This window comes from Myroides sp. JBRI-B21084, from assembly GCF_030545015.1.
GTDB lineage: Bacteria > Bacteroidota > Bacteroidia > Flavobacteriales > Flavobacteriaceae > Flavobacterium.
Window position 1 is genome coordinate 1,091,499 of the sequence record NZ_CP120653.1, and the last position, 19,127, is coordinate 1,110,625.

General features: G+C 30.6%; 21 protein-coding genes and 3 tRNA genes. 19 read left to right on the forward strand and 5 right to left on the reverse strand.

Features of this window, described 5'->3' with window-relative positions; translation table 11 throughout:
* The first annotated feature begins 11 nt into the window (after nt 1-11).
* The 17 genes from P3875_RS05325 (at nt 12) to P3875_RS05405 (ending at nt 9,325) form a co-directional block, all read left to right on the forward strand.
* The gene (locus P3875_RS05325) at nt 12-785 is read left to right on the forward strand and encodes a 3'-5' exonuclease (protein WP_303445245.1); all 774 of its coding nucleotides are present in this window, start codon (nt 12-14) and stop codon (nt 783-785) included.
* A 1-nt stretch (nt 786) separates the two neighbouring features.
* Complete coding sequence (locus tag P3875_RS05330; RefSeq protein ID WP_303445246.1) at nt 787-1,398, forward strand: fumarylacetoacetate hydrolase family protein; 612 nt, start codon at nt 787-789, stop codon at nt 1,396-1,398.
* 4 nt (nt 1,399-1,402) lie between these two features.
* The gene (locus P3875_RS05335) at nt 1,403-2,665 is read left to right on the forward strand and encodes a CinA family nicotinamide mononucleotide deamidase-related protein (protein WP_303445247.1); all 1,263 of its coding nucleotides are present in this window, start codon (nt 1,403-1,405) and stop codon (nt 2,663-2,665) included.
* Nucleotides 2,666-2,755: 90 nt separating this feature from the next.
* Entirely contained in the window at nt 2,756-2,992 is a 237-nt protein-coding gene (gene rpmB / locus P3875_RS05340) for a 50S ribosomal protein L28 (protein WP_091095089.1), read from the forward strand.
* A gap of 28 nt (nt 2,993-3,020) precedes the next feature.
* Nucleotides 3,021-3,209 (forward strand): 50S ribosomal protein L33, encoded by a 189-nt coding sequence (rpmG, locus tag P3875_RS05345; RefSeq protein WP_091095086.1) that lies wholly within the window; start codon nt 3,021-3,023, stop codon nt 3,207-3,209.
* 11 nt (nt 3,210-3,220) lie between these two features.
* On the forward strand, nt 3,221-3,373 hold the full coding sequence (locus P3875_RS05350) for a DUF4295 domain-containing protein (RefSeq protein ID WP_091521254.1): 153 nt from the start codon (nt 3,221-3,223) through the stop codon (nt 3,371-3,373).
* Nucleotides 3,374-3,499: 126 nt separating this feature from the next.
* Entirely contained in the window at nt 3,500-4,453 is a 954-nt protein-coding gene (gene ftsY / locus P3875_RS05355; RefSeq protein WP_303445248.1) for a signal recognition particle-docking protein FtsY, read from the forward strand.
* Nucleotides 4,453-4,875, forward strand: a complete 423-nt coding sequence (locus tag P3875_RS05360) for a hypothetical protein (protein WP_303445249.1) — start codon at nt 4,453-4,455, stop codon at nt 4,873-4,875. The genes ftsY and P3875_RS05360 overlap by 1 nt, the downstream gene beginning before the upstream one ends.
* Nucleotides 4,868-5,185, forward strand: coding sequence for a DUF721 domain-containing protein (locus P3875_RS05365; RefSeq protein ID WP_303445250.1), 318 nt, complete (start codon nt 4,868-4,870; stop codon nt 5,183-5,185). Before P3875_RS05360 ends, P3875_RS05365 begins: the two co-directional genes overlap by 8 nt.
* A gap of 70 nt (nt 5,186-5,255) precedes the next feature.
* Nucleotides 5,256-6,566, forward strand: coding sequence for a T9SS type A sorting domain-containing protein (locus tag P3875_RS05370; RefSeq protein WP_303445251.1), 1,311 nt, complete (start codon nt 5,256-5,258; stop codon nt 6,564-6,566).
* A gap of 89 nt (nt 6,567-6,655) precedes the next feature.
* Entirely contained in the window at nt 6,656-7,189 is a 534-nt protein-coding gene (gene idi, locus P3875_RS05375; RefSeq protein WP_303445252.1) for an isopentenyl-diphosphate Delta-isomerase, read from the forward strand.
* 3 nt (nt 7,190-7,192) lie between these two features.
* The gene (locus P3875_RS05380; RefSeq protein ID WP_303445253.1) at nt 7,193-7,603 is read left to right on the forward strand and encodes a 6-pyruvoyl trahydropterin synthase family protein; all 411 of its coding nucleotides are present in this window, start codon (nt 7,193-7,195) and stop codon (nt 7,601-7,603) included.
* Nucleotides 7,604-7,672: 69 nt separating this feature from the next.
* Nucleotides 7,673-8,686, forward strand: coding sequence for a type I phosphomannose isomerase catalytic subunit (locus tag P3875_RS05385; protein WP_303445254.1), 1,014 nt, complete (start codon nt 7,673-7,675; stop codon nt 8,684-8,686).
* A gap of 5 nt (nt 8,687-8,691) precedes the next feature.
* On the forward strand, nt 8,692-8,958 hold the full coding sequence (locus P3875_RS05390; RefSeq protein ID WP_303445255.1) for a hypothetical protein: 267 nt from the start codon (nt 8,692-8,694) through the stop codon (nt 8,956-8,958).
* Between the two features lie 79 nt (nt 8,959-9,037).
* A tRNA-Thr gene (locus tag P3875_RS05395) sits at nt 9,038-9,111 on the forward strand.
* Between the two features lie 33 nt (nt 9,112-9,144).
* A tRNA-Thr gene (locus P3875_RS05400) sits at nt 9,145-9,218 on the forward strand.
* 33 nt (nt 9,219-9,251) lie between these two features.
* A tRNA-Thr gene (locus tag P3875_RS05405) sits at nt 9,252-9,325 on the forward strand.
* A gap of 112 nt (nt 9,326-9,437) precedes the next feature.
* Here the strand turns inward: P3875_RS05405 and P3875_RS05410 are convergent.
* From P3875_RS05410 to P3875_RS05425, 4 genes are all read right to left on the reverse strand, one after another.
* The gene (locus P3875_RS05410; protein ID WP_303445256.1) at nt 9,438-9,965 is read right to left on the reverse strand and encodes an inorganic diphosphatase; all 528 of its coding nucleotides are present in this window, start codon (nt 9,963-9,965) and stop codon (nt 9,438-9,440) included.
* A gap of 65 nt (nt 9,966-10,030) precedes the next feature.
* Nucleotides 10,031-12,505 carry a DUF5686 and carboxypeptidase-like regulatory domain-containing protein gene (locus tag P3875_RS05415; protein WP_303445258.1) on the reverse strand — a complete coding sequence of 825 codons (2,475 nt, stop codon included), beginning with the start codon at nt 12,503-12,505 and terminating at the stop codon, nt 10,031-10,033.
* Between the two features lie 52 nt (nt 12,506-12,557).
* Nucleotides 12,558-13,538, reverse strand: a complete 981-nt coding sequence (locus tag P3875_RS05420; protein WP_303445259.1) for a pyruvate dehydrogenase complex E1 component subunit beta — start codon at nt 13,536-13,538, stop codon at nt 12,558-12,560.
* Nucleotides 13,539-13,625: 87 nt separating this feature from the next.
* Nucleotides 13,626-14,456: a hypothetical protein gene (locus tag P3875_RS05425; protein WP_303445260.1), complete on the reverse strand. Its 831-nt coding sequence runs from the start codon at nt 14,454-14,456 to the stop codon at nt 13,626-13,628.
* Nucleotides 14,457-14,648: 192 nt separating this feature from the next.
* Here P3875_RS05425 and P3875_RS05430 point away from each other — a divergent pair, with 192 nt between their 5' ends.
* Together P3875_RS05430 and P3875_RS05435 are read left to right on the forward strand one after the other, a co-directional pair.
* Nucleotides 14,649-15,395, forward strand: a complete 747-nt coding sequence (locus tag P3875_RS05430) for an electron transfer flavoprotein subunit beta/FixA family protein (RefSeq protein ID WP_303445261.1) — start codon at nt 14,649-14,651, stop codon at nt 15,393-15,395.
* A 27-nt stretch (nt 15,396-15,422) separates the two neighbouring features.
* Complete coding sequence (locus tag P3875_RS05435; RefSeq protein WP_303445262.1) at nt 15,423-16,391, forward strand: electron transfer flavoprotein subunit alpha/FixB family protein; 969 nt, start codon at nt 15,423-15,425, stop codon at nt 16,389-16,391.
* A 211-nt stretch (nt 16,392-16,602) separates the two neighbouring features.
* Here P3875_RS05435 and P3875_RS05440 read toward each other — a convergent pair whose 3' ends face one another.
* The gene (locus P3875_RS05440) at nt 16,603-19,080 is read right to left on the reverse strand and encodes an ATP-binding protein (RefSeq protein ID WP_303445263.1); all 2,478 of its coding nucleotides are present in this window, start codon (nt 19,078-19,080) and stop codon (nt 16,603-16,605) included.
* Between the last annotated feature and the right edge of the window lie 47 nt (nt 19,081-19,127).

Consider the following 19,127-nt stretch of genomic DNA (forward strand, 5'->3'; position numbering starts at 1 on the left):
AAACAAGATATATGGAATTAAAATTAAATCGTCCTATTTGTTTTTTCGATTTAGAAACAACAGGAATCGATGTTGCTAAAGACCGCATTGTTGAAATATCAATACTAAAAATTTTTCCAAACGGAAATAAAGAAAGTAAAACGTGGTTGGTAAACCCAACTATTTCAATACCAGCACACGCAACTGCTGTTCATGGAATTACAAATGAAAAAGTAGCAAACGAACCAACATTTAAAGAGTTGGCAACACAAATACACAATATGATAAAGGATTCTGATTTGGCTGGATACAATTCAGACCGATTTGATATTCCTTTACTAGCAGAAGAATTATTGCGTGCCGATGTTGATTTTGATATGAAAAATCGCGTTTCGGTTGATGTGCAAACAATATTTCATAAAAAAGAAGAGCGAACCTTAAGTGCTGCGTATAAATTTTATTGCAATCAATCGTTAGAAAATGCACATTCAGCTGCAGCTGATACCGAAGCTACTTACGAAATTTTAAAAGCACAATTAGATCGTTACGATGATTTAGAAAATGATACCAAAGCACTTTCTGTATATACAACTCGTAAAAAATCGGTTGATTTTGCAGGATTCATCGCCTTAAATGATAAAGGGCAAGAGGTTTTTACCTTTGGAAAACACAAAGGCGCTTTGGTAGAAGATGTTTTAGATAAAGAACCAGGGTATTTTGGTTGGATACAAAATGCCGATTTTCCTTTATACACAAAAAAAGTGCTTACAGCTATAAAATTGCGTAAACTAACCAATAAGTTTTAATATGAAAATTATTTGCGTAGGTAGAAATTATATCGATCACATTAACGAATTATCAAATCAAAAACCAACCGAACCGGTACTTTTTATTAAACCCGATTCAAGTGTTTTAATTAACGGTTCGCCTTTTGTAATACCTGAATTTTCTAATGATGTACATCATGAGGTAGAAGTTTTGGTAAAAATTTGTAAAGTAGGTAAGTATATTCAACCTAAATTTGCCGATAAATACTATAATCAAATTGGTTTAGGTATTGATTTTACAGCGCGCGATATTCAATCAAAATTAAAAGAAAAAGGATTGCCTTGGGAAATTTCAAAAGGTTTTGACGGATCTGCCGTTATTGGAAATTTTGTTGATAAAACACATTTTCAAGACTTGCAAAATGTATCGTTTGAATTGAAGAAAAACAATGAAATTGTTCAAAAAGGGAATACAAAAGATATGTTGTGGCAAATTAATGAACTAATTGCTTATGTGTCACAATTTTTCACTTTAAAAACTGGTGATATTATTTTTACAGGTACACCAAGCGGTGTATCTAAAGTAAATCCTAACGATGAATTAGAAGGGTTTTTAGAGGGTGAAAAAATGTTTAGTATTAAAGTGATGTAACCTTATGAAAGCAGCAATAATTACCATTGGCGATGAACTTTTAATTGGTCAAGTAGTTGATACAAATAGCGTTTTTATTGGTCAACAATTAGAATCTATTGGTTGTAAAGTGGTAGAAAAGATTGCTGTTCAAGATCAATTGAATCAAATAATTACAACTTTTGAAAAGTACCAAAATAAAGTTGATCTAGTTGTAATAACAGGTGGTTTAGGACCAACTAAAGATGATGTTACCAAAAAAACCTTTACACATTATTTTAAGGACGAATTGGTTTTAAATAATAATGTTTTAGAACACGTTACTCAATTAATTGCCAATTATTACAATCGCCCATTAAACGAAATGAATAGGCAACAGGCAATGGTTCCAAGTACTTGTCAGGTACTTTTTAACAATGTTGGTACCGCACCAGGTATGTTAATGGTTAAAGAGCAAACCGTTTTTGTGTCGTTGCCAGGCGTGCCTTATGAAATGAAGTTTTTAATTACCGAACGTTTACTGCCTTATATTAAACAACAATTTAAGTTAGACGCTATTGTGCATAAAACGGTTTTAACTGTAGGTATTGGTGAAAGTATGTTGGCAGAAAAAATAGAAAATTGGGAAAATAGCCTACAAGCGCTAGATATACATTTAGCTTATCTGCCGCAATTTGGGATGGTACGTTTGAGATTAAGTAAAACAGGGGCTTCAGTAGAAACGATTTCAAATGAAATTGATGAAAAAATTGATGAATTACAACAATTAATTCCTGAATACTTTATAGGTGTTTCAACAACCGATTCGTTGTATGATGAGGTTTTAAAATTAATAAAAAGCAGTAGTTTAACAATTGCAACTGCTGAAAGTTGTACTGGTGGAAGTATCGCTCAAAAATTATCGAGTGAAGCAGGAGCATCGGTTTATTTTAAAGGTAGTGTTGTTGCTTATGCTACCGAATCAAAAATAAAAGTGTTAGGTGTAAAACAGCAAACAATTGATGCTTTTAGTGTTGTAAGTGAACAAGTTGCAAAAGAAATGGCAATTAATGTAAAAAGTATTTACAACACAGATATTGGAATTGCAACAACAGGAAATGCAGGGCCGCAAAAAGGCGACGCCGACGCCGATGTTGGTACCGTTTGTATTGCAATTGCAATTGATGATTTTGTTGAAACATTCACTTTTAATTTTGGGCAACCACGCAGTAAAGTTATCCAAGCAAGTGTAGAAAAAGTGTGGTTGTTGCTTTATAAACATCTACAAAAACATTTAAAAAAGAATTAAAAGTAAAAAATATTAAAAAAAAGAAGATTAGGTTTGTTTAAGTAAATATAAATTTGTTACTTTGCACCCTGATTTTAAAAGTAAGAAATAATGTCAAGAGTTTGTCAAATTACAGGTAAGCGCGCGATGGTTGGTAACAACGTATCACACGCTATGAACAAAACTAAGAGAAAGTTTTCTGTTAACTTAGTTAAAAAGCGTTTCTACATCGCTGAAGAGGATAGATGGGTAACTTTAAAAGTATCAACATCTGCATTAAAAACAATTAACAAAAAAGGTATTGCAGCAGTTTTAAAAGAAGCTAAAGCAAACGGATTATTAAAATAATTCAGTTCACCATTAAAATTTTATCAAGATGGCAAAGAAAGCAAAAGGAAATAGAATTCAAGTAATTTTAGAGTGTACTGAGCATAAAGCAACTGGATTACCAGGTACATCACGTTACATTACAACAAAAAACAAAAAAAATACTCCAGATAGAATGGAAATTAAAAAATTCAACCCTATCTTAAAGAGAGTAACTGTTCATAAAGAAATTAAATAATTTAGTTAGTCATGGCAAAGAAAACCGTTGCAACATTACAAGGAGCTTCAAAAAAATTAACCAAAGCTATTAAAATGGTTAAATCTCCAAAAACAGGAGCTTACACGTTCGTTGAGTCAGTTATGGCTCCTGAATTAGTTGATGAATTTTTAGCAAAAAAATAATCAATCAACAGTAAAGCATTAAAGCTATCTAATTTTTTAGATAGCTTTTTTTATTTAACTTGAAATGATATTTATCAAAAATTGTTAAATTAATATCTGTATATTTGTTCCTTAAAATAAAAGAATATGAGTTTTTTTAAGCGTTTATTTTCATCTGATAAGAAAGAAACACTTGATAAAGGTCTTGAGAAATCAAAAACCTCTTTTTTTGATAAATTAACCAAAGCTGTTGCAGGTAAATCGAAAGTTGACGACGATGTTTTGGATAATTTAGAAGATGTTCTAATTACATCAGACGTAGGAGTAAACACTACACTGAAAATAATTAATCGTATTGAAAAGCGTGTATCTGAAGATAAATATTTAGGTACAGAGGAATTGAATAAAATACTTCGCGATGAAATTTCAGGCTTACTTTCTGAAACAAAATCTGGCGAAGCTACTGAATTTGAAGTACCTGCTAATAAAAAACCATACGTAATTATGGTTGTAGGTGTGAACGGTGTAGGTAAAACCACAACCATTGGTAAATTAGCCTATCAATTTAAAAAAGCAGGGCATAAAGTTGTATTAGGTGCAGCAGATACTTTTAGAGCAGCTGCTATTGATCAGCTACAAATTTGGGCAGATCGCGTTCAAGTGCCTATTGTAAAACAGCAAATGGGTTCAGATCCTGCTTCGGTTGCTTTTGATACATTAGAGTCGGCTGTGGCTCAAAATGCCGATGTGGTAATTATTGATACTGCAGGACGTTTACACAATAAAGTTGGGTTAATGAATGAGCTAACCAAAGTGAAACGCGTTATGCAAAAAGTAATTGGCGATGCACCACACGATGTAATGTTGGTTTTAGATGGATCAACCGGCCAAAATGCTTTTGAACAAGCAAAGCAATTTACCGCTGCAACTGAGGTGTCGTCATTAGCAGTTACAAAATTAGATGGTACTGCAAAAGGCGGGGTTGTTATAGGTATATCAGATCAATTCCAAATTCCTGTAAAATACATAGGGGTTGGCGAAGGTATTGAAGATTTACAAGTGTTTAATAAATATGAATTTGTTGATTCATTCTTTAAATAATGAAAAAGTTAATTAGTCTGCTTTTTTTAGGTTTTATTGTACTTTCATGTTCTAAGCCAATAACTACGGAAGAATTGAAAAATTTGAACGGTTATTGGGAGATTAGTGAAGTTAAAACTGAAGAAGGTAATAAAAAGGAATTTCAATCAAACAATAATGTCGATTTTTTTCAATTGCAAAACAAAGTTGGTACACGTACAAAAGTAGTTCCACAATTTAACGGTAAAGCGCAATCAAATGGTATTGTGGAAAAATTTACGGTTATTGATTCTGCAAATGCTACCTATTTAAAATACCAAACAGATTTTGCTAAATGGACCGAAAAAATTGAAGAAGTGACTAATGAAAAGTTAGTAATTATTAATAATAATAAAATAAAATACACTTACAAACGCTTTACGCCCGTAACTATCAATGAATAATAAAAAATTTAATCCGCATAAAAGGTTACACGAAGAATCATCGATACAAGACGTTTTAGGAAAAATGATAGAAGGCTATAATTTAGAAAAAGGCTTTAATAAACTAAATGTACGTGAAGCTTGGGTAAATTTATTAGGGCCTGGTATTGCAAATTATACAAAGCAAATAGAATTGCGTAACAATACCTTGTTTGTTGAACTATCATCAAATGTTTTAAGAGAAGAACTAAGTTACGGTATTGACAAAATTATTAAAATGATAAACGAAAGTTTAGGTAAAGAAATTGTAAAAAAAATTATATTAAAGTAACTCATATTTTTATGAGTTATTTTTTTTGGCATTAAAAAAAATTGTATATTCGATTAAAATATAATGCATTATGAAAAGAACAATACTTTTAACAGCAGTTTTATTAACAACAATTTCAGTTGGAGCTCAAAATTTTGGAAGCCGTGCAACGTTTTGGTTAAAGCCAGAAAAAATTAGAAATACAAAAAGCGCATTAAATAAAAATGCAATTTTAAATGGCAATACCAATCAATCGTTAACAGCACCAATCGGTCAAGGGCAATCAAACGTTTATTTTGTTTTTAAATCAGAAGATGATGTTGAGAAAGAGTTAATGAACTACACTTTTACTTGTACGCAACACAGTGTTACAACGCAAACAATTAATTATCCCGATCCAGTTGCAAAGGAATTAAAACGTAGAACAGGAGCAATTGTACGCTATAATTTTAATTATCCTAACGCAACAGGCGATAAAAATTACGTAACTGTAATAGATCAACCAAACGATTTAACCAATATTTACGAAGTAATTTATGTAAACGATGCCTTTACAGAATTAGATCATAAAAAAATTCAAAGTTATTTAACGGTTAAGTACGGAATTTCTTTAGTAAATCCAGCTAATTACGTTGATTCTAACGGTAATCAAACTTGGAATAATCAATTAAATACTACCTACAATAATTTTATTACAGGTGTAGGCCGTAGTGATTATTTTGGTTTAAATAAATTAGAAACAATCAATTCTATAGACAATCGTTTAGCCATAAGCTCAGAAGGTTTTGCTGATAATGAATTTGTGTTTTTTGGAACCAACAATCAAAATACAAATTTTAAAGCCGAAAACGGTGTTGAATTGTTAGATTCATCATGGTTGGTGCAAACAAATCAAAAACCAGCAGTTACAACTTTACGTTTTAATGTTGGGCAACCAAAAACAACAGGTACTTATCAACTGTTAATTAATCAAACAGATTCTTCATTCACAAATAATGAAAAAGTATTGAAAGTTGAAGGTAAGGTAGAAGATAATCAAATTGTTTTTGAAAATGTTGTTTTTGATACCGACGGTAATGGATACGATACATTTACTATAGCTCATTCTACACAAGCTAAACAAACAACAAAACCTGAAGTGGTTATAAATAAAGGTGCAAAAGTAAATGCTTTTCCTAACCCAGCGAATATTAACGAAACAGTTAGTGTAACTTATGATTTTGGTAAACCAACCGATTTAAATATTCATGTTTTTACTTTAGATCGTAAACTAGTTACTAAAAAAGAAGTTAATAATATTGAAAATTATGTGTTTGATACTCAATTTACATCAAACGGAATTTATTTAATAGTTTCAACATACAATGGCGAAGTTACAACAAGCAGAATTGTAGTTAAATAAGCCAAGCTTAATTATAAACTTAACACCCTTTGTAAAAAGGGTGTTTTTTTTTCGTTTTAATTATTGTACATTTGATTTTTGTACAAAATATGGCAAGTGAAGAACAAGTAATATTGGTTAACCATAACGACGAACCTATTGGTTTAATGGAAAAAATTGAAGCACACGAAAAAGCTTTATTACATAGGGCGTTTTCAGTTTTTGTTTTAAACAATAAAAATCAAATCATGTTACAACAACGCGCCGCTCATAAATACCATTCCCCGTTATTGTGGACAAACACGTGTTGCAGTCATCAGCGGGTTGGTGAAACAAATTTACAAGCAGGTACACGCCGTTTACAAGAAGAAATGGGATTTACAACACCTTTGAAAGAGGTTTTTTCATTTATTTACAAAGCACCTTTTGATAATGGACTCACCGAACATGAATACGATCATGTAATGATAGGTTATTATAATGATGAGCCAATAATTAATAAAAACGAAGTTGAAAATTGGAAATGGATGAATGCAGAAGATATTAAAAACGATATGCAATTAAATCCTCAAAATTATACCGCTTGGTTTAAAATAATTTTCGATAAATTTTATCATTACATTCAGCAAGCAAAGCAAAGTTAAGGTATGAGAGTTACAGTTTGCAGAAATGCGCACTTTAATGCAGCGCACCGTTTACACAGAAAAGATTGGACAAACGAACAAAATCAGCTAGTATTTGATAAATGTAACAATCCTAATTTTCACGGTCATAATTATGAATTAATTGTTGAAGTTACTGGTACTGTAAACCCAGAAACAGGTTATGTTATTGATATTAAAGAACTAAGTAACCTTATTTATGAAGAAGTAGAGGTGCCTTTTGACCACAAAAATCTGAATTTAGATGTTCCAGAATTTAAAGAGTTAAATCCAACGGCAGAACATATTGCCTATGTAATTTGGCATAAATTACGCAAACGTTTACCACTAAAATTAGATTTAGAAATAATATTATACGAAACACCTAGAAATTTTGTAAAGTATTGTGGTTTATAATAATTTTAAAAAAAAGCAAAACATAAAATTTGTAAATTGCAACCTTAAAATATTGGAATAAGAAAAAAATTGAATTCTACAAACAAACATATAAATAACCAACCCAATTCTAATCAATTTATAGCATATCCGCTGTACTTTAAACCAATTTTAAAAGATAGAATTTGGGGTGGCGATAAATTAAAAAACTTAGGAAAAGAATTACCAAACAATAATATTGGCGAAAGTTGGGAAATTTCAATGATTGATACCAATACAAATTTGGTAACAAATGGCTTTTATCAGGGCAAAAGCTTAGCAGAATTAATACAAATGTTTCCAACACAAATTTTAGGAACAAAAGTATTTCAAAAATACGGTAGCCAATTTCCATTACTATTTAAATTTTTAGACGCTAAAACCGATTTATCAATTCAGTTGCATCCAAATAATGAATTAGCACAAAAACGTCATAATTCATTTGGAAAAACCGAAATGTGGTATATCATGCAAGCCGATGAAAATGCAAGAATAATAGTAGGTTTTAAAAACGATAGTTCGTCAACAGAATATTTATCGCATTTAAAAAATAAAACACTACCAAGTGTTTTACAAGAATATTATGTAAAAAAAGGCGATGTTTTTTTTATTGAAACGGGTACAATTCATGCAATTGGTGGTGGTATATTATTAGCAGAAATTCAACAAACATCAGATATTACGTATCGTGTTTATGATTGGGATAGGGTAGATGAGCAAGGAAATGCACGTGAATTGCACGTAGATTTAGCTTTAGATGCAATTGATTATAAGTTCAAAAATCCTAAAATAGACTACCCAAAAACAACCAATGAACAAGTAAATTTAGTAAGTTGTCCGTTTTTTACAACCAACATAATTAGTTTAACAGCATCTTACCAAATACAAAAAAATAACGACTGTTTTTTGGTGTATATTTGCACCGAAGGAAACGCACAGATTAACATAAACAATCAAGTTTTTGAATTAAACGCAGGAAAAACAATTTTAATACCTGCACAACTTACAAATCTTGAATTTACAGGTAATGCAACCTTATTAGAAGTATTTATTAACGAAATATAATTATTATGGCAAATGTTAGAAATTTAAAGAAAGACATTAATTTTGTTTTAGGAGATATTATTGAAGCAGTTTATATTTGGGAAATGTCTACCCAAGGAAAACCAACAGATAAATCGCAAGCTATAATTGATGAAGCTATTGAAAAGTTTGATTCTTTAATTACTAAAGTAAACGAAAAAAAGGTTGAAAATAAAAAATCACATTTCAAAGCAATTTATTCAGATTTAGAAGAAACTGCAAATCAATTAGTTGAAAAAATTAACGAATTATAGAGAAAAAAATCTATAAAAAATTTACGGAAACCCTTGTAAAATCAAAAAACAGCAGTATATTTGCATCCGTAAATGAGTCGCCTCTGTAGCTCAGCTGGCTAGAGCAGCTGATTTGTAATCAGCAGGTCGTGGGTTCGAGTCCCTCCAGAGGCTCAAGTTCTTTTAAAATTGAAAAAATTAAGTTTTGCCTCTGTAGCTCAGCTGGCTAGAGCAGCTGATTTGTAATCAGCAGGTCGTGGGTTCGAGTCCCTCCAGAGGCTCAATTTTCAATTTAAAATAATACATTTACATTTGCCTCTGTAGCTCAGCTGGCTAGAGCAGCTGATTTGTAATCAGCAGGTCGTGGGTTCGAGTCCCTCCAGAGGCTCAAAAAAACTTCTAAAGAAATTTAGAGGTTTTTTTTTGCTTTAAACTTTTGTAATAAGACATAAAAAAATCGGAAGTTTTCTACTTCCGATTTTTTTTATTTTAAACCTTTATTATTTAACAATACTGAATGATTGTTGTTTTTCTACAGGTAATTGCGCAAAACGCTCTTGGCATTCTTTAATCATTGCAATTGCAGCAGCTTTATCGCCAAAACCGTTAATTTCAACTTTTTTGTTTTCTAAATCTTTGTAAACTTTAAAGAAATGTTCAATTTCTTTAATTAAGTGTTTATTTATGTCGTTTAAATCGTTTAATTCACGCATTAAAGGATCTCCAGTAGGAACACATATAATTTTTTCGTCGTTACCTTTATCATCTGCCATATAAAAAACGCCAATTGGTTTTACTTCCATTAATAAACCTGGAATTGTAGGTTCGGTTGTTAAAACTAAAACGTCTAATGGGTCGTTATCTAAAGCTAAAGTTTCAGGAATAAAACCGTAATCTGTTGGATATTTCATTGAAGAAAATAATAAACGATCAAATCGCATCATTTTCAAATCAAAATCAAATTCGTATTTATTTCTACTTCCTGCAGGAATTTCGATGAATACATCGAATTGTTCAACGTTTGTCATATCTGTATATTTTCTTTATTTCAAAATTGGTTGCAAAAGTACGTTAAAATTCAGTTTCTTACAAATTAAAAATGGAAACCAAATACTACATTTACACCAAATTTGCGAACGTTTGGATTTTCTAAATAATTTCCGCGCCAATTAAGGTCAACGCGCATGCATTTAAAAATATTTCCTACCCCAACAAAGTACTCGTAATACACTTTATCGTTAGGTGCTATGTATGGGATATTTGATGCATTAATATCGATATTTTTTTGTGATACATCGCCCCAAACACCTCTGATTCCTACAAACTCGCGAAGACCTAATTTTCTTATGCCCGGAATTCTAGAAAAAATTCTACCATTAAAATTGTGTTCTAAATGTAATGCAACGTATTGGTCGGTAATAAATTCGTAGTAATTCATTTGGCTAAATGCGTTTTCAATAATAAAATACGACTGATTACCTGGTATCACACTCATTAAGCCTAAAGGTACTTGACCAAAAGTTTTTCCGGCTTCTAAAGTAGGGGTTAATCTGCCAAAGCCACCTACTAATATTGGATGGCGATATAAAAGTTGTATTTTTTTATAATCGAAATCGCTGTTAAGCATACCTTTTACACCTAATGAATAATTTAAGAACAAACGCGCGTAATTAAAATCAACATCGGTTCTATCAACTCCATATCCTACTGTTTTACGTCGCGGTGTGTAATCAACTGAAAGGTTTATTTCGGCTTGATTTAATTCTTTTTGTATGTTATTGTTTTCATCGTAAAAAGCCAATGAAAAAGTTGGTGACGCTGTTTTTAATGTTTTAAAATTAAATGATGATAAGAATTTTAAATTTTTAAGAGGTTCAATTTCAAATCCCGTTGAAGTTAAATTAATGTTTGATAATTTAGAATTATCACCACTTGCAAGTAGTGCACTAGATGCAAAACTTCTACCTAAAACATCGGTGATTGGTGAAAGGGTAGCGGCAATTTGTTCTACATCGCGGCGATTGCCTGCAAAAAATATAAAGCGCGAATCTTTATCAAGCATTACTCTACCCGATATACCGTATTTAAACTTATTATCTCTAAATCCGTAAGCAGTGTACCCTTCTAAACGCCACATATCGTTTTGGCCAAAATAGGTTCTGCCACCTGCACGTAATCTAAATCCTTCAATGTCGTTAAAACCAAATGATGAAAAAATAGGGCCGTAATCAAACTTGCCAATTTGTACATAATCACTTGCTAATATGGTACCTAAATTTACATACGTTTGAAAGCGTTTGTTTTCTTTTAACTGTCCAAGCATTGTGTAAATGCCTTTTTCTTCTTCTGATAAGGGTTCAAAACGGTAACCTTCCCAAAACTCATCAGGTCGATTCATTAACGTTTCGTTGTAACTGTTTACTTCGCTTTTATAAAAGTTGATTGGTTTTTGTTTATTAAATTCAAATTGCTTGTAATAGGTTGTTCTTTTACCGTACATTCCCTTCGATTTTTCGTTTTGGCGAATACTAAAATCGGTCATTAAATGATCTTTGGTTAGTAAAAAAACCGAATCGTTCAGTACATCAAATTCTTGTTCAATATAAATATCGCGCACCCAGTTAATGTTAGCATCTTTGCTAATTGCCATGTTTATTTTCTTAATGGCCCAGGTTTTATCGTTTACCCAAAAATCGCCTTTAAAAGTAAGTTCTCCTTTTCTTCGAGGGTAATACACAATGTTGTAGCACAGTTTGTCGTCAATATAAGCAGTATCGGTAAGTACATAATTGTACACGTTTATGCCTGTACGCGAAAGTGGACTAACAAAATCTTTATCAAAAAGTTTTAAATAATTATCGTATATATCGTATTCTATATACAAATCTTTTAAAAACGCCATGATGTGCTGGTTGTTTTCAAAACCTGAATTTTTGTTACCTGCTAAAATTTCTTTTTTAAGTTTTGCAACATTATCGCCGTAAACATTAGATGCTTGTTCGTTTATAAAAATTGGTAAGTAGGTTTTACCAGTAATTTTTGAAGTATCAACTTTATCAAAAATAAATTCCATGCCTTTAAACAATCTGTTTTTCATATAGGTACTGTCAATTGAATTTAAGTCGAATTCAATTTTTTCGTATTTTTGATAAGTGTATTGATTGAATTTATGCAAACCGTTTTTTCTACGATTTTCCCATATTTTACGTAGAATATCTAAAGCCGGATTGTCTTTTTTTGATGTTTTGCCCGTATAAATTTTAATTTCATCAAGAACATTATCAAACTTTAATTCAATATTTAAATCTAAATTTACAGATTTAGTAATGGGAAGTTCAAGGTCGTCATATCCTGTAAACGATATTACTAAGGTGTCTTGAGTAGCATCAGATTCTAAATAAAATTTTCCGTCCTCGTTTGTAATTACACCTTCGGTTGTGTTTTTAAAATACACACTTGCGTAAGAAATAGGATCTTTTTTTTCATCTAAAACAATACCGCCCACTTTAGTTTGTGCAAAGCTTAGTAGCGATACACAGGTAAAAATAATTAATAACAATTTTTTCATAACAAAAAACTCCAACCTTATGGTTGGAGTTACAAATGTAAATGAAATTTTATTATTTTTTGTATATAACTTTTTTAACAGCTTTAATAACATCTTGTGCATTAGGCAACCATTCTTTTAACAAAGCTGGTGAATAAGGTGCAGGAGTATCGGCAGTTGTAATACGTTGAACAGGTGCATCTAAATAATCAAAAGCGCGTTCTTGTACCATATATGTAATTTCAGATGCTACCGATGCAAAAGGCCAAGCTTCTTCTAAAACAACTAAGCGGTTTGTTTTTTGTACCGATTTAATAATTGCATCGTAATCCATTGGGCGAACGGTACGTAAATCTATAATTTCACACGAAATATTTTCTTTAGCAAGCTCGTCTGCAGCTGCGTATGCTTCTTTAATAATTTTACCGAAAGATACAATAGTAACATCGGTACCTTCGCGTTTTATATCAGCAACGCCTAATGGAATAGTATATTCGCCTTCAGGTACTTCGCCTTTATCGCCATACATTTGTTCCGATTCCATAAAAATAACAGGATCGTTATCGCGTATTGCCGATTTTAATAATCCTTTTGCATCGTATGGGTTAGATGGAACAATTACTTTTAAACCAGGTGTGTTTGCAAACCAGTTTTCAAAAGCTTGTGAGTGTGTTGCAGCTAATTGTCCTGCAGAAGCTGTTGGGCCACGAAAAACAATTGGCATGTTAAACTGTCCACCACTCATTTGGCGCATTTTTGCTGCGTTGTTAATGATTTGATCGATACCTACTAAAGAGAAGTTAAATGTCATAAATTCTACAATAGGACGTAAACCATTCATTGCAGAGCCCACTGCAATACCTGCAAAACCAAGTTCGGCAATAGGTGTGTCAATTACACGTTTTGCACCAAATTCGTCTAACATTCCTTTACTGGCTTTGTAAGCTCCGTTATATTCGGCAACTTCTTCACCCATTAAGTATATTTTATCATCGCGGCGCATTTCTTCGCTCATTGCTTCGCAAATTGCCTCTCTAAATTGAATTGTTTTCATATTATCTTATTGATAGGTGCACAAAAATATAAAATTATAATTTGTTACGCTTTATTTTATTAATAAAAAATATTGAAGTTGATGTTTTTAGTTTACACCTTTATATATAAATGCTTCACCATTCCATTCATAAATTAAATTTTTGTTAGTTACACTTAATGTATTATCAACTAATGCAATTTTAAGTGTTTTGTTTTCAAGTGTAATTAATTCAACGGGACGTTCAGGTCTATCAACTACACTAAAAAAATCATATTCAACCGAAATTTGATTTAATGTTCTGTTTTTTGTTTTAAATACATTTACATTTTTTAAATTTTCTGAAGTAATTTTATATGCATTTATATGTTGAACTACATTTTTACTAGAAAGGATACTATTTGATATTACCAAATAAATGGATTCGTTGGTTATGGTTTGAACTTCGTAAATATTTGAAAAGAAAGCTTGTGGATCATTTGTTGCTAAACTTTCGTTTATTACTATGTTTCCGTTTGCATTAAATTGATAGATCTGATTAAAAAAACGCATGGTTCCGCCTAAATTAGTATCCCAACTGTAAACTCGAAGTTTTTTATCTCTTGATGTTGCCATTTTTAATGCATTTTCTTTCTGCAATTTTTCAAACGGATAATTTAGCGTGCTTTTATTGTTTTTAATTAAAAAAGATAACGAATCGCTAAATTTTTGACTATATAAAGCAATCAAACTATCATTGCGAACATTTTCTGTTGAAGCAGAACTATCGTTATATATATTTAGCAATTTTTTTTCTTCTTTAGATATATCAATCGTATCGGTTTCTTCAACCAATTGATTCATTTCTGTTGAAGTCTTTGATGTGATTTTGGTTTTGTCTGTTTTTTTATTGCAGGCAAAAAGTAAAATAGAAAATAATACGAAACATGATTTTTTCATTAAGCAAATACTTTTAAATAAGTTGCTTAAATGTTTTTTTAGCATTGTAAATATACTTTAAATCAGGAATTAAATTTGTGTGTTAAATTTATTATTTAAGCAAATAATTTATATGCACGCATAGTATTTTTGTTTGAAATTTTTTTTATCTTCGTAGCTCATTAAGAATAAATCTAGTAAAACGTAAAATAAATGAAAATATTAGTTTGCATCAGCCATGTGCCTGATACTACTGCAAAGATTAACTTCACAAACGGTGATACAGAATTTGATACAAACGGTGTTCAATTTGTAATTAATCCAAACGATGAGTTTGGTTTAACACGTGCCATTTGGTTTAAAGAAAAACAAGGTGCGCATGTTACAGTTGTAAACGTTGGTGGTGCCGATACCGAAGCTACTATTCGTAAAGCATTAGCAATTGGTGCTGATGAAGCTATTCGTGTAAACACTGTACCTACTGATGGTTTTGCAGTTGCTAAACAATTGGCCGAGGTTGTAAAAGCAGGTAAATATGATGTAGTTATTTGTGGAAAAGAATCGTTAGATTACAACGGTGGAATGGTTCCAGGGATGTTAGCTTCAATGTTAAGTTACAACTTTGTAAATTCTTGTGTTGGTGTAGAAATTGAAGGTTCAAATGCTACTTTAGTACGTGAAATTGATGGTGGTAAAGAAACTTTAACTACAAATTTACCATTGGTAATTGGCGGACAAAAAGGTATTGTTGAAGAAAAAGATTTACGTATACCTAATATGCGTGGAATTATGACAGCACGTACCAAAGCTTTAAATGTATTGGACCCTGTTGCTGCTGATGCTAAAACAAAAGCAGTTAAGTTTGAAAAACCTGCACCTAAGTCGGCTGTAAAATTAATTAGTCCAGATAATTTAGACGAATTAATCAGTTTGTTACACAACGAAGCAAAAGTAATCTAATTCTAATTTCATTTAAAATTTAAAAGTATGTCAGTTTTAATATATGCAGAGTTTGCAGAAGGAAAATTTAAAAAAGTAGCTTTAGAATTAGCTTCTTACGCAAAAAAAGTAGCCGAAACATTAGGGACAAATGTAACAGCAGTTACTGTTAACGCAACAGATGTTTCTGAGTTAGGGAAATATGGTGTTGATAAAGTTTTAAAAGTTACCAACGCTAAGTTAGACAAGTTTAATGCAAAAGCTTATGCCGATGTTGTTAAACAAGCAGCACAAAAAGAAGGATCAAAAGTGGTGATTTTATCTTCAACCACCGATTCATTATATTTAGCACCAATTGTAGCAGTAGGTTTAGATGCAGGTTACGCATCAAATGTTGTTGCATTACCTGTTTCTACAAATCCGTTTCAAGTAAAGCGTAATGCTTTTTCAAGCAAAGGTTTTAACATAACAGAATTAACTTCAGATGTGAAAGTTATTGCTTTAGCTAAAAATTCATTTGGTTTAGCAGAAGCAACTGGAGCAGCATCTGCAGAAGATTTTGCTGTATCGTTAAACGATACCGATTTTAATGTACATATTCAAAGTCAAGAAAAAGCTTCTGGAAAAGTATCAATTGCCGATGCAGAAGTTGTAGTTTCAGGTGGTCGTGGTTTAAAAGGCCCAGAAAATTGGGGAATGATTGAAGAATTAGCTAATGTTTTAGGAGCTGCAACTGCTTGTTCTAAACCAGTTTCTGATTTAGATTGGAGACCTCACTCTGAGCACGTTGGACAAACAGGAAAGCCTGTTGCTTCAAACTTATATATTGCAGTTGGTATTTCGGGTGCTATTCAGCACATTGCAGGTATCAATGCTTCTAAAGTAAAAGTTGTAATTAATACCGATCCTGAAGCGCCTTTCTTTAAAGTTGCCGATTACGGTATTGTAGGTGATGCTTTTCAGGTTGTACCAGAATTGACTAAAAAATTAAAAGAATTCAAAGCGAATAACAACTAAAATTCTTTTTAAAAATAAAAAAACAGCCGAATTTTAAAATTCGGCTGTTTTTTTTATCTATTTCAAAAAAGTTATTGTTTTTTATCTTTTTTAGGAAGATATTCATCTGTTTTTTTTGTTGCAGTTAATTTTTTATAAGCAAACAAAAATAAAACAATAGCCGCCATGGCTAAATAAACGTACTGCATAATTCTAAGTTTTAAATTCAAATTTAATTTATTTTTGTTACAAAATCTTCTATTTGTTTTAAAATTATCGGAGTTTCTTTTGCAATAAAATCTATATTGTTTTTTATTTCGTTAGTGGTTAATTCACTTGTTTTTTTCTCTAAATCAATTAATTTAATTGTAATTCGCTCCATTTTTAATTGTTTAAACATAGGTAGCATTTTATGTGCTGTTTGTTTAACCAATTCTAAATTATTTGCGGTATATGCATTTTTTATAACTTCAATATCAGCTTCTACACTTGTATAAAAAATATTTAAAATTTGTTTTATTGCCTGTGTATCATTCTCTAACATTACAAACAAATCGGTTAAATTAAAATCTTTGTGTATCAAATTTTTGGTAACTTTTGTTTCTTCAGTAGTTTTATTATCAACTTTTATTCGTAACATTTTATAAATAATATTGTATAAAGTGTTTATATTTAAGGGCTTTTGTAAGTAAAAATCAAAACCTAATTTTTTGTATTCTTCGTCGTCAAAATCAATTTTACCAGTAAGTGCAATTACTGGCGTATCCTTGTAATTTTCTAATGCGCGAATATCTTTTATAACTTGTATACCGCTGTATAAAGGCATTTGCATATCGGTTATAATTAAATGGTATTGTTCATTTTGCAGTAATGTAGTTACTAATTTACCGTTTTCTAAAGTTGTAAGTTTTTTTACTTTACCAATTAAAATTTCTTCAATTAATTTTAATTGTATTGGATCATCGTCTATAACTAAAATTTGTTTGTTTTGTAACTTTTTATTGTTATCGTATGTAAATGTGTCATTTTTTGTGTCATTTGTATCGTTTGTAAAAAGTTGCAAAGGTATATCTATATAAAATGTGGTTCCTTTGTTTATTTCGCTATTAAATGAAATACTGCCTTGTAATAAATTTATTAATCGTTTAGAAATATTTAAACCTAAGCCTGATCCACCATAATTATAATCGGTGTTGTTGTGCACTTGTACAAATTCGGTAAATAAGCTGTCTTTATTTTCGGTTTTTATACCAATTCCAGTATCGGTAATTATAAATTTAGCAATATTGTTTTCGTAAGTTGCGTTTAAAGTTACGCTGCCTGAATGCGTAAATTTTATAGCGTTTGAAAGTACGTTAGTAAGTATTTGTTGCATTCTAAAAGAATCGGCATAAAAAAAGTTATTTAATTGTGGATTAATTCTAAAAATTAAATCAATTTTTTTGTTTTCTGCGCTGGTTTTTAGGTTGTTGTAGATGTTTTTTAATAAATCGTTTGCGTTAAATTTTTGATTTTTAAGTTTGATTTTGTTGTATTCAAGATTTGAAAACAATGATAAATCATCAACCATTTTTTTTATGTATTCGGTTGAATGAATAATGTTTTGTAAATATTCGTTTTGTTTTGAGGTTTTCAACGAATTTTTTAACAACGTAGAAAAACCCATTAAAGAATTAATTGGCGATACCATATCATGTGAAATGGTAGCCATAAAAAAACTTTTTTGTTTAATTAAACGCTCCATTTCAAGGTTAAGGCTTTCTAATTTTCTTTTATTACGTGCCGATTTATTTAAATCATTTAAAATAATTAAACCAAAAATAAACGCAATAATTGCAATGGCAATACCTAGTTTTGCAATGTTGTTGCTTATTGTATTTATTTGTTTTCTTGAAGTTTCGTGTTTTATGTTTGATGTTTCTATTACTATTTTTTCAACTTCGGACAATAAGTCTCGTAATTGATTGCTTAGTTCTTGATTTTTTTTAATTAGGAAAGCTTCTTTGTCGTAGTATTTTTTTAAAAGTTTTAGTTCATTTTTCTTTGCTTTAGAAAAGATAATTTCAGTAGCGCTGTTAATTTTTTCTTGCTTCTCTTTTTCATAGGCTTCTTGCTGCTCAATTATTTTAGCGTTTTGATTTTCTAATTGTGCTTTTTTTTCATCATCTTTATTTTTGAAAGATTCTAAAAACCTGTTAAAAAATGTTGTTTTTTCTACAGTTGTATCAATTTTTATTGTTTGATTGGGTTGTTGGTTATAAATGGTTTTAATTTTGCTTTCTGCTTCGTTAAAAATATTAAAAGATGCATATTTAGATTGTATTTCTAAAACTTGATCAAAGGTTACACTTTTTAAATTTACAATGTTAATTATGGTATCTAATTTTGTATTTAAGCTTTTATTATCAGTGTTTTTTTCTTTCAAAGTATTAATTCGTACAACTAGAGAATCTAATTGGTTGTGATAAATTTTTGCAGTTTCTTTATTGTAAGAAAGTAAAGCTAATCTGCCCGAATTTTCTGCCGCATACAATTCGCTAACAATATTACCAACTTCAATTACATTTGTGTTTTCGGTTAGAAGATCATTTTTAGAAACATTAAATTTTTTAACTTCTTTTAAAATATAAAAGATAGCTGCCGAAAATAAGGCAATAAGTAAAACCGATCCAAAGGTTAATTTTACTTTTAAGTTTTGTTCGGTATTCATTGGGCAAATTTTTTAATAAAAATAAAAAAAGACTATCGGTTTGATAG